Annotated in this window: 10 protein-coding genes; 6 read left to right on the top strand and 4 right to left on the bottom strand. The window is 58.7% G+C overall.

What is annotated here, in order from left to right:
* On the bottom strand, nucleotides 1-847 hold an 847-nt coding region (locus ABF648_RS10405), incomplete at its 3' end, for an LGFP repeat-containing protein (protein WP_415632207.1).
* Between the two features lie 521 nt (nucleotides 848-1,368).
* Nucleotides 1,369-1,923 (bottom strand): GtrA family protein, encoded by a 555-nt coding sequence (locus ABF648_RS10400; RefSeq protein WP_415632206.1) that lies wholly within the window; start codon nucleotides 1,921-1,923, stop codon nucleotides 1,369-1,371.
* A gap of 131 nt (nucleotides 1,924-2,054) precedes the next feature.
* Here ABF648_RS10400 and ABF648_RS10395 point away from each other — a divergent pair, with 131 nt between their 5' ends.
* Complete coding sequence (locus ABF648_RS10395; protein ID WP_415632213.1) at nucleotides 2,055-3,074, top strand: glycosyltransferase; 1,020 nt, start codon at nucleotides 2,055-2,057, stop codon at nucleotides 3,072-3,074.
* On the opposite strand, the gene ABF648_RS10390 is transcribed toward ABF648_RS10395, so the two are convergent.
* Complete coding sequence (locus ABF648_RS10390) at nucleotides 3,071-4,483, bottom strand: DUF2142 domain-containing protein (RefSeq protein WP_415632205.1); 1,413 nt, start codon at nucleotides 4,481-4,483, stop codon at nucleotides 3,071-3,073. The genes ABF648_RS10395 and ABF648_RS10390 overlap by 4 nt on opposite strands.
* A gap of 360 nt (nucleotides 4,484-4,843) precedes the next feature.
* Here ABF648_RS10390 and glf point away from each other — a divergent pair, with 360 nt between their 5' ends.
* The 5 genes from glf to ABF648_RS10365 all read left to right on the top strand — a co-directional run bounded on the left by glf (nucleotide 4,844) and on the right by ABF648_RS10365 (nucleotide 10,380).
* Complete coding sequence (glf, locus tag ABF648_RS10385) at nucleotides 4,844-6,028, top strand: UDP-galactopyranose mutase (protein WP_415632204.1); 1,185 nt, start codon at nucleotides 4,844-4,846, stop codon at nucleotides 6,026-6,028.
* Nucleotides 6,025-8,052 (top strand): glycosyltransferase, encoded by a 2,028-nt coding sequence (locus ABF648_RS10380; protein ID WP_415632203.1) that lies wholly within the window; start codon nucleotides 6,025-6,027, stop codon nucleotides 8,050-8,052. Before glf ends, ABF648_RS10380 begins: the two co-directional genes overlap by 4 nt.
* Complete coding sequence (locus tag ABF648_RS10375; RefSeq protein ID WP_415632202.1) at nucleotides 8,039-8,941, top strand: ABC transporter permease; 903 nt, start codon at nucleotides 8,039-8,041, stop codon at nucleotides 8,939-8,941. Before ABF648_RS10380 ends, ABF648_RS10375 begins: the two co-directional genes overlap by 14 nt.
* Nucleotides 8,941-9,909, top strand: a complete 969-nt coding sequence (locus tag ABF648_RS10370; RefSeq protein WP_415632201.1) for an ABC transporter ATP-binding protein — start codon at nucleotides 8,941-8,943, stop codon at nucleotides 9,907-9,909. The genes ABF648_RS10375 and ABF648_RS10370 overlap by 1 nt, the downstream gene beginning before the upstream one ends.
* A gap of 294 nt (nucleotides 9,910-10,203) precedes the next feature.
* On the top strand, nucleotides 10,204-10,380 hold the full coding sequence (locus tag ABF648_RS10365; RefSeq protein ID WP_415632212.1) for a transposase: 177 nt from the start codon (nucleotides 10,204-10,206) through the stop codon (nucleotides 10,378-10,380).
* A 112-nt stretch (nucleotides 10,381-10,492) separates the two neighbouring features.
* Here the strand turns inward: ABF648_RS10365 and ABF648_RS10360 are convergent.
* The coding region (locus ABF648_RS10360) for a leucine-rich repeat domain-containing protein (protein ID WP_415632200.1) at nucleotides 10,493-11,265 on the bottom strand (773 nt) is incomplete at its 5' end.

Raw genomic sequence — 11,265 nt, 5'->3', positions numbered from 1 at the left:
AGATGGTTCCGCCTTGGTAGTTCTGGAATGTGCCGCCGTTGACGGTGCCTATTTCGTTACTGGTGGGGTAGCCGAGGTAGCTGTTGTCGGCTCCTAGGGATGCCCACTCGTCGTGGATGGCGCCGTGGATGGTGTAGGCGCCGACACCGGGTGCCCAGTAAATGGTTCCACCTTGGAAATTCTGGTAGACGCGGCCGTCGGTGCTGGGGATTTCGTTACTGGTGGGGTAGCCGAGGTAGCTTTTGTCGGCTCCTAGGGATGCCCACTCGTCGTGGATGGCGCCGTGGATGGTGTAGGCGCCGACACCGGGTGTCCAGTAGATGATGCCGCCCTGGAAATTCTGGTAAGCACCGCCCCTCGCCGCAGGCACTTCATCACTGGTGGGGAAGCCCAAGGCACCGTTGCGGGAACCTTCGTTGACGTAGGTATCCCGTATCCCTCCATGGACGGAAAATGTACCGTTCGCCGACGTATAGAGCGTGCCTCCTTGGAACTGCTGGGAGCCCCCACCAGTCAGGGAAGTGAAGTCTCCCGTGGGCCAGCCAAGAGTTCCCAGTTGCCAATTGAGGGCGGCGTACTTGACGAGAAATGCACTCGTCACCGCATGCGCACCGCTATTGGCTGACCAGTAGATCTTGCCACCCTGAAAATCTTGATAGACCCCACCAGCCAGTGGTTGCTCGTTGGCCAAGGGCCAACCCAGCTGACTGATTGGGCCACCTAGCGAGATGTATTCGTCCAGATTGGCTCCGTGCACTGCAGCGGCACCCGTTTGCTGGCTCCAGTACATGACGCCATGCTGGAACTTCTGGGTAATTCCGTCCGCCACCTTGGTGGCCTCACCCATCGGCGCTCCGAAGGATCCGGAGGGTCCGCCGAGTGAGGCGTAGAGACTCGTCAGGTGTGAGTCCACCGGGAGGACGGCGATGGCTGCGCGTGCCGCTTTGCTTGGTTGCAGGCTGGGTCCGCTTGCTGAGGGAGAGTCAGATGAAGAGCTGGCTGCTGCTGTTCCTGTCGTGGTGCTCTGCCCTGTGGCTGAGCTGGCTGGTGCGCTTGAACTGATGCTTTCCGAAGAGGCTGAAGGCGCGGTTGACTCTGCGGGCGCAGCGACAGCGTGTTGAGCAGGAATCAGGCCGACACCAAGTGGGACGGCTGTGAGGACAAGCAAGGCCCGTCCGCAAGTGCCGTGGTGTGAACGGAACGCATGGGAGCGACCAGGCGCATCAACATCGTCGACATACATGGGTGGTAATGACTCCCTCACGATTGGCATCTCAACCTGTTCTCACTGATTCTTAGCAAAAGAACGCCTGAAAACATCATGAGACCCGAAACCTCAGGCTTAGCTTCAAGCTTTCGTCCCCGCGCTTACCTCAGGGTGGCCGTCTGCTGTGAATCGGTGTGCGGGTCGCCAAGTGACGACCCCGATCGGTCGTCGGGAAAGACCCATCGGCGGTATGTCACGTACCGGAAGACCGTCGCGAGCGCTTGGCCAACGAGTGTTCCTGAGATGTTGTCTGAAAGCCAGCTGTGAAGGCCGAGCGCATAGCGGGAGAACCCGAGGCACAGTTCCTGCATTGCCATGGCAACAATGTTGAGGAGCACGAATGCGAGCAGCCGCCCGCCGGTCACCCGTGATCCTCTCTTGCTGAAGGTCCACAGTCTGTTGCCCACATAGGTAAATGCAGAAGCGAGCAAGATCGAGAGCAGCTTGGCAAGCATCGGCCAGTCGAACATCGGGCCATGGCCGCCTGGCCAGGGTGCGGCGAAGACCAGCAGGTTGAAGGTCAGATAGTCGATGAGGAACGCGATGCCGCCAACTACCAGGAACTGGAGGAGCGGGACTAGTTGCTCCCTCAGAAGACCTGATGTGAAGTGTTGAGTACCTCCGTCCGTGCGACGCAGGTTGTCGAAGGATGGCACCACGTCACCATACTTGTTCAAACGCCTTGGGCGGTGTCTGCCTGGACACTTGCTTCCCATGCCAGTAGCTACTGGCTGTGCTGGCCCGGTACAGAGGTTGGCTGTTCCGGCACGTTACGATCCATCGTGTGATGGAGATTGATAGAAGCGATGCACCAGATCCTGCTGTTTTCGACGCTGAAGCAGCGGGCTCCTTGTCTATTGCAGCAATCGTTCCGTGCTATAACGAAGAAGCTGCCATCGCGGGAGTAGTCGCTGATTTACGCCTTGCGGTTCCTACCATGGATATATACGTGTATGACAACAATTCCACAGACCGCACTGCTGAAGTAGCAGCGGGCGCCGGAGCAATAGTGCGTCATGAGTATCGCAAGGGGAAAGGAAATGTTGTTCGTCGTGCTTTTGCAGATATCGATGCTGATGTCTATGTGATGATCGACGGAGATGGCACCTATGAGACCAAAGATTTGGCGGCAATGATCGAATTGTTGTTAGCCGGACCCTTTGACCACGTGCTGGGCTGCCGCCAGGATGATGAGGAGTCCAGCAACTATCGACCGGGCCATGCCGCAGGTAATAAGGCGTTCAATGGGCTCGTGTCGAGAATCTTCGGTGAGAATGTCACCGACATGTTTAGTGGCTACCGCGTATTCTCTCGGCGATTCGTCAAGAGCTTCCCTGCAACTTCCCGAGAATTTGAGATTGAAACCGAACTCACGGTGCACATCATGAGCCTGAGGGTGCCCAGCGCAGAGTATCCCTGTGGATTCCATGAAAGGGTGGAAGGGACTGAATCCAAGTTGAACACTTTCTCTGATGGCCGCAAGATCCTCGTGCTCATCTGGCAGCTCTGTAGGCACGAGCGCCCCATTATGTTCTACGGCTGTTGTGCCTTGATTGCGCTAATCATCAGTTTGATTGTGGGGGTGCCCGTCGTCCTCGAATTCATGGGAACGCATCTTGTTCCACGCCTTCCATCTGCACTTCTGGCAACAGGCCTGATGCTCATTTCCTTCGTCATGTGGATGTTGGGGATGATCTTGGACGGGATTCGCAAAAATCGCTCTGAAATGGCCAGGCTCTTCTATTTACGGCATGATGCGCCGTCGAACGGAAGTGTTCAGACTTCCAAGTGTGGGTCAGCTTACTAACTCCAGTAGAGCGGGAGCGGAGGTCTCCATAGGTACTTCCAAGTCAGCCAGGCCATGGCCATGAGCGATGCGATGGAAATAGACAAGGTGAGGACGCGGAGTCGCGTCTGGATCTCAATTAATCTTGCCCGCATGGGAATCAGAGCAACCAGCAGCAGCGGAGCGAAAGGTATGAAATAGCGGCCCTGCAATCCTGTAATCGTGACAAGTCTTGGATCCGTCCATATTCCATACAATCCAACGCCGGTGGCCGCAGCGGCCACCACGAACAGCAGTATCAGCCCAATGGAGAAAGTGCAGCGGACTGTCCTGGTCCCTGTCCACTCACTTTCATCCCTATCCCTTATTAGGGGAGCGAGGGACAGCGCGCCACACAGTGCATAAATGAAGAGGGTCGAAAGAAACACATGCTCCCACACGCCTGAACCGATAAAAGTGGTGTAGAAATTTCTTGGGGCGCCAAAATTTGTCAGGTAAGTATAGAGAAGCGTTCTCACGCCAAGCATCGGATTGTTAGCGAGAAACATATACTGCTGGTGAACCTTTTCTATCGTTTGAAAAGAGGGTGGGACAGAACTTGTCACATGTTGCCACCAGAAGGCTGCGGCACCACCTACCACGATAACACTAAGCCAGGATGCCATGCTTTTGAGAGTTCTTGCGCGCCGATTGCACAGCGGTATCGCGACCATCATTCCAGCTATGAGGATATACACTGGTTTGGAGAGTCCAACTCCTACAAATACTGCCATCAAGGCTAACCACTGATGAAGCTGAACAGCTGCCTCTTGCAGCGCGACGCGAAGTGTCATAGAAAATGCTAGAAAACATAGACCGATTGTCACTGGGTCCGCGGAAACAGAGCAGAACTGAATGATAGTTGTCGGTAGTATGCTCAGCATGAGAATAATCCACTTGCCACGCGGGGCAATCTTGATTGCAGCCCACGACAACGCCAATGCCACCGCTAGGTTGAGAAACTTGGAAAGGTAAAAAACCGCCAGAATGGGAAGATTCAGGAGTCTTCCCACGTAATAAGCAATGATGGTGGGAATATATGTAACAGGAGAATAGATCTCCACATTGGACATTCCAACCGTCATTTGTTCGGAACGGATTGGGATGCCTCCCATAGCCTTCCAGTCAATTTGAGAAGTTCTGGAACCACCTCCCATGGTTCCATCAATTGGAAACACATGAGACATCTCAAACAATTGGCCCGCACTCCTCGGGACTGATCCACCAAAAGACTCTGGCGGCCGAGTCACCATATCTGAGAATTCGTCATGGGAAATGGGGTGACCAAAGAGATTCCCATTCGCGATCTGAAGTGCACGGAAGAAATGGTTCGGCTCATCAGCATTGAAGCCCGGCGGAGTCAAGACAATGAATATCAGTCCGAAGAACATCCCTATGACGATCAGGAGTCTGCCAGGAGTTGCAAATCGTCGAGAGACCCTTCTCGGCCCGATGTGAGGATGCAGACTGGTTGTCTGCACTGCTTCTCCGTCCACAGGCCACTCCTCTGAGTAACTCCATTGCATCAAGGCTATGAGCCTTGCTCTCGGGCTCACGCAGGATATCGCAGGGCTACGAAGCGGCTGGTCGATAGCCGGTTGGCTCGGTAGCTGCGACACTGGTAGCTTCGATCGGCGTCATCGCCGACACGTAGGCATGGTCTTCGGCCCAGACCAGCGGCTTGGGTATCGTGTGGTGGTGGTCGCCGGCTGGGACCACAACTGCTGGTCGGACCAGAGGAGATGAACTGCGTGCAAGCAGACATGGTGATCGTTGGCGCAGGCCTGTTCGGCCTGACCATCGCAGAAAGAGCGGCGAACGATCTTGGCCTCAATGTTGTGGTGCTGGATCGCCGGGGTCACATCGGCGGGAATGCGTACTCCGAGCGGGAAAAGTCGACCGGCATCGAGGTGCACCGTTACGGCGCGCACCTGTTCCACACCTCCAACGAGAAGGTGTGGGGCTATGTGAACCAGTTCACCTCGTTCACCAACTACGTGCACCACGTGTACACCTGCCACAACGGTGAGGTCTTCCCGATGCCCATCAACCTGGGCACCATCAACCAGTTCCTGCATTCGGCGCTGTCGCCGGTGCAGGCGAAGGTCTGGGTGAACGAGCAGGCTGGCGAGTTGGCTGGGACAGATCCTTCGAATCTCAATGACAAGGGCATCCAGCTCATCGGGCGTCCGCTCTACGAGGCCTTCATCAAGTACTACACGGGCAAGCAGTGGCAGACCGACCCCAAGGACCTGCCCGCCTCGATCATCAGCCGGCTGCCGGTGCGCTACACCTACGACAACCGCTACTTCAACGACACCCACGAGGGCCTTCCCGTCGACGGGTACACCGCATGGTTCGAGCGGATGGTCGACAATCCGAAGATTCAGGTATGCCTCGACACCGACTTCTTCGACGGGGGCGAGTTCGGCCGCTCTTCGGTGCTTGGCCAGGTGCCGGTGATCTACACCGGCCCGGTGGACCGCTACTTCGACTACGCCGAGGGCGAGCTGAAGTGGCGCACCATCGACCTCAGGGAAGAGGTTCTTCCGATCGAGGACTTCCAGGGCTGTGCAGTGATGAACTACCCCGACCCCGACGTCGATTTCACCCGCATCCACGAGTTCCGGCACTTCCATCCTGAGCGGGACTACACCAGGGACGCCACCGTGATCATGCGCGAGTACTCGCGCTTCGCGGAGAAGGACGACGAGCCCTACTACCCCATCAACACCGACGAGGACAGGGCCAAGGTGCTCAAGTACCGCGAGCGGGTGAAGGCGGAGAAGATGATCCTCTTCGGCGGTCGGTTGGGCAGTTACAAGTACTTCGACATGCACATGGCCATCGGCTCGGCGTTGACGATGTTCGAGAACAAGATCAAGCCCTATTTCGCCGAGGGTGCGGCGTGGGAATCCGAAGGAGCGGAGCAGTGAACGTTCAAGTGAACGACGGCACAGTGACCACGGCGGCGCCCGGCAAGACATGGACGCCTGTCCTGCGGATCGTGCTCCCCGAGGACAATGACGAGGACAAGCAGCCGCTGTACGTGGGTTTCGGCCGTGGCCATGCGGGCCATGCTCCCCGGATGGACCGCTGGGGCGATGCGTCCCAGGACAGCGCAGCTGTGGCTGTCTCCGTGGCGGCCGATGAGAGCCGTAGTCAGCTGGTCCGCTCGCGGCGGCGGATGGAAGTGCCCGAAGGGCTTCGCGTCACCTTCGCCACGATCATGAACGGCTTCCCGGTGAGTTACTGGCGCAAGTGGACGGTCATCGACGGCGTCCGGCTGCGGCTGGTCGTCAGCGGGAATGTCACCGTGATGGTCTATCGGTCGAACAGCCAGGGCCGTGCGCAGCGTGTGGAGACCATCAAGGTGCAGGACGGTGCCGAGCAGGAAGTGCTGTGCGACCTCGGGATCGACGGTTTCGCCGACGGCGGCTGGTACTGGTTTGACCTCATCGGCGGCGATGGAGGAGCCGTACTCAACGAGGGATCGTGGCTCGTCTCCGGACAGCCCCCGCGTCTGGGGCGGCTGTCCATCGGTATCACGACGTTCAATCGTCCTGACTACTGCGCCCGGACCCTCCAGGCCCTGGGTAGGGCCACAACTCTGTTGGAGCAGATCGATCGGGTCTACGTGGTCGACCAGGGGAACAAGAACGTCAAGGACGACGAGGGCTTCCCGGCAGCACAGGAGCTGCTCGGAGACAAACTGTCGATGATCTATCAGGACAACCTGGGTGGTTCTGGTGGTTTCTCGCGCGGCATGTACGAATCGGCGAAAGCCAATGTGAGTAGGTATCACCTGGTTCTCGACGACGACGTTCAGATCGAGCCGGAGGGCATCGAACGGGCCCTGCTGTTCGCGGGGTTCTGCCGCAAGCCGACCATTGTCGGCGGCATGATGTTCGACCTGTTCAACAAGTCAGTCCTGCACACCTGGGGCGAACATCTGGATCGCTACAACTGGTTCTGGGGTTCGATCGACAACATTCCGGAGGGCGTCGATGTCGTCGAGCATCCGTTGCGGTCCACTCCGTGGATGCACAGGCGTCTCGACGTCGACTACAACGGCTGGTGGATGTGCCTCATACCCACCGAGACGATTCGCGAGCTCGGTCTGTCCATCCCGGTCTTCATCAAGTGGGATGACGCCGAATATGGCCTGCGGGCACAGCGGGTGGGGGTCTACACGGTCACCCTGCCGGGTGCGGGAGTGTGGCACATGTCTTGGGTCGACAAGGATGACACGATCGACTGGCAGGCGTACTTCCACGAGCGGAACAGAATTCTCACGGGACTGCTCTATTCCCCCTACAAACACGGGGGGAAACTCATCCAGAATCTCGTCGCCCGCGACATGAAGCATGCCGTAAGTTCTGAGTACTATGCCCAGGACGCCCGCATCCTGGCTTTGGAGGACATCCTGTCCGGGCCCGGCCACCTGCACTCCACCATCAAGTCCCGGGCTCCTCGGCTGCGGGCCATGGCGAAGGAATACACCCAGTCCGATTACAGGAGCGACCCCGCGGCATTTCCCGAGGTCGACCGCGACAAGCCGTGGCACAAGGGGCGTACTCCCCAGCGGCCCCAGACGAGGTACTTGGTCCCGTGGACGCTCAAGACGGCGGTGAAACATCTCCTTCCGGTGTCCAAGGATGCGATGGAGCGACCCCAGGCATCAATCTCTCACTCGCGCGCGTCCTTCTGGGCGTTGTCGAACTTCGACTCAGTGCTGGTCAGCAAGGCGGACGGCACAGGAGTCGCGTGGTACAAACGAGATCCGCGGCAGTTCAGGCAACAGTTGCTGCGCGAGGCCCAGCTGAGGACCGAACTGCTGGCCCGCTGGGGGGAGCTGAGCGCCGAGTACAGGAATGCGCTCCACGATGTCACGTCCTTCGAGGAATGGGCGAAGACCTTCGGGATCGAGGATGGGATCGGGAAGAGTGCAGACGACTGACATCGCGGTGGTGAGCGGCAACGCCACAGTTCCGCTGCGGGCTCCCGGACATGGTCACGGTCTGCTCGACGTGTTCAGGAGCAGATTCCTGCTCCGGCGCATCGTCAACAAGGAGATCCAGGTCCGGTATCGCGATTCCATCCTCGGATTGCTGTGGAGTTACATCAAGCCGGCCGTCCAGTTCGGGGTCTTCTATTTGGCAATGGGCGTCTTCCTCGGGCTGAACAAGGGGCTTGAGAATTACGCCATCTACATGTTCAGTGGCATTGTCGTGATGAATCTGTTCGGCGAGGTCTTCACGAATGCTTCGCGCTCGATTGTCGGTAATGGCGGGCTGATCAAGAAGATCTACCTGCCCCGCGAGCTGTTCCCGGTCTCCAGTCTGTGGGTCGCCTGGATCCACTTCCTCCCACAGGTCGCCATTCTGGTGGCAGTCAACCTGTTCGTCGGCTGGCATCCGACGTGGATCCAGCTCGGCTCGTTCCTCGTCGCGTCTTTCATCGTCTCGGTCTTCGCGCTGGCCCTGGGGCTCATCTTCGGGGCAGCGGACGTCTTCTTCCGCGACGCGGAGAATTTCGTCGACCTGATCAACATGGTCGCCACCTGGCTCAGCCCGGTGCTCTACATGTGGGTGCTCGTCGAGAATTCCCTCGGTTCGCTGGCGATGACGGTGTACATGTTCAACCCGCTCACCGTCGCGGTGGAACTCTTCCACGACTGTTTCTGGGCCCCCACCACGACGCGTCCGATCAATCCAGAGCAGTGGCGGGTGGTCCCTCATCTTTTCAGCGTCTGGACGCCGATCGCGGTGCTCATCAGCGTGCTCATGCTGGTGCTGGGCGATTTCATATTCCGTCGAGTCGAGCGCCAGTTCGCGCAGGAGCTGTGATGGCGAGGAGAACACCGATCGAACCGCGCGATCCGCACATCGTGGTGACGCTCCAGCACGTCACGAAGATATTCCTGCTCCGTCACACCCGCTCGTTGAAAGAGGCGTTCATCTGGCTCATCAAGGGGCGCCGGAAGGACTTCAGCAACGAATTCCGGGCGATGGACGATGTCAATGTCGACATAGCCGACGGTGAATCCGTGGCCCTCATGGGTTTCAACGGTTCGGGGAAATCCACGACGCTCAAGCTGATCAGCGGGGTGATGCATCCCGATGGTGGCGCAGTCGGGGTGCGGGGCCGAGTAGCCGGGCTCATCGAAGTGGGTGCGGGGTTTCATCCTGACCTCACCGGGCACGACAATGTCTACCTCAACGGCGCGATTCTGGGCATGACCAAGGAGCAGATAGACGCCGCGTACGACGACATCCTCGAATTCGCAGACATTGGCGAATTCATCGAGACTGAGGTTAAATTTTACTCCTCAGGCATGTACCTGAGGCTGGCTTTCTCGGTGGCCGTGCACACCAATCCTGATGTCTTCCTCGTCGACGAGATCCTGGCTGTCGGCGATGAGCCGTTCCAGAAGAAGTGCAAGGCCCTGATTCGCACGATGGTGCGTGACGGCAAGACCTTGGTGATCGTCAGCCACGACCTCGACATGGTGGAAAAGCTCTGCAAGCGGGGCATCGTCATGTCACACGGCAAGGTTGTCTTCGACGGGCCATCCGACCAGGCTGTGCGCTTCCTGCGCGATAAGGCGCTGGACGGCAGCCAGGACGATCCCAAGCCACCGCTCACCAAGGAGCAGATGGCCCAGCGGCTGTTCACCGATGAGGAGCGGGCTGCGGTACCGCTGCGGGTGCGCGTCGGGGGGCCGCCGCTGGTGGGTTCCAAGGCATCCTCACGCTCCGGCGGGGCGATGAGCGCCGAGCAGGACATCGCGGAGGGATCGGTCGAGACCTTTTGACGATGCCGACGCATTCGAGACCGATCTTGAGCGTGAGGCATCGGAGCGGCCTGACGTGAAGTTTGCAGACCTGACAGTTCGCCATGAGCGGTGTCGCTTGTGCCTTGAAGAGTGCCGGCAGTTTTGGACAGCGGTCTGTGACGATTCATCCCGACCGCACAACGCCATGTCGAGGATCCCAGGGCTTATGGCCGGTGATAGGTGGCGGGGTCGGTCAGATGCAACCGGCGTGTCAGGTGCGGTGGTGCAGATCAGATTCTCTGGCAGTAACACGCTCCCCCTTGTCAACCATTCCTGGAAGCCGAGATGACCGAGCACCTGGGCCACGAGTACGGCGGTACCCTGACCGGTTCGAATGTACGTGACGGGCTGCGGCCGAAGACCGTGATCACTGGGATCGACCCCACGCAGATCGAGGTGCCGAGGCATCGGACGACAGTTTCGAGCCGATCATCATTACCATACGGCTAGTGCGCTTGGCGGGCAGCGCGAAGATCGACCCCAGTAGCTGGTTCACCGCCCTGGCGACGTCACGAATCGAGGATTCACCACACCACAGGCGCCACACCACGGCGCCAGCTCACTAACAGCCTTTTGTGGACGGTGCCGTGGTGCACACCGGATTTCCCCCCAAGCCCACGACCCCATTGTCGACCAACGCCTGGATCGGCGACACATCGCTGACCTGGTTGTGGCTCAGGTCAAGGTATGTGAGCTGGGTGAGCCTCTTGAGAGGTGTCAAGTCACTGATCTGGTTGCTCCAGACGCTGAGGCTGGTGAGGTTGGTGAGTTCGGCCAGCGGGGTGAGGTCGCTTACCTGGTTGCCGCTGAGGCTGAGGTTGGTGAGTTCGGCCAGCGGGGTGATGTTGCTGACCTGGTTGCTTTCGAGTTGGAGGGTGGTGAGCTGGGTGAGGCCTTTGAGGGGTGTGATGTTGCTGACCTGGTTGTATTTCAGGTCGAGCCAGGTGAGGTTGGTGAGACCGGCCAGCGGGGTCAGGTCACTGATCTGGTTGTGAAGGAGGTAGAGATTGGTGAGGTTGGTGAGACCGGCTAGCGGGGTCAGGTCACTGATCTGGTTTTCGGCAACATCACGGTAATTTCCCAAGTTGAGGTGCGTTAACCCGGTGAAGGTTTGGAGGCCTTGCAGCTGACTTATGGACTCGTTGTCGCACCCGAGATTGGTGAGGCCTGCTGCCTGGGCTGGTGTGGGTTGGGTGCCGGCGGGTAGACCCAAAGTGGCGTCGATGCAGGTGAGCAGGTTGGTGTCGGTGATGGTCGGTGTGCTGCTGGTTGACTTGAGTCGGTACAAGAAGGCGGCCATCGCATCCCGGTTGATGGGGGTGACCGGCCGGTATT

The sequence above is a fragment of the Propionibacterium sp. genome (genome assembly GCF_047719395.1).
Classification (GTDB): Bacteria; Actinomycetota; Actinomycetes; order Propionibacteriales; family Propionibacteriaceae; genus Propionibacterium.
Note: the sequence above shows the minus strand (reverse complement) of the source record. Positions and strands in the feature narration are given on the sequence as shown.

Excerpts from the sequence above, each read along its gene's own strand:
- ABF648_RS10395 (WP_415632213.1), top strand. The coding sequence starts at position 2,055 with ATGGAGATTGATAGAAGCGATGCACCAGATCCTGCTGTTTTCGACGCT.
- ABF648_RS10390 (WP_415632205.1), bottom strand. The coding sequence starts at position 4,483 with ATGTTCTTCGGACTGATATTCATTGTCTTGACTCCGCCGGGCTTCAAT.
- ABF648_RS10370 (WP_415632201.1), top strand. The coding sequence starts at position 8,941 with ATGGCGAGGAGAACACCGATCGAACCGCGCGATCCGCACATCGTGGTG.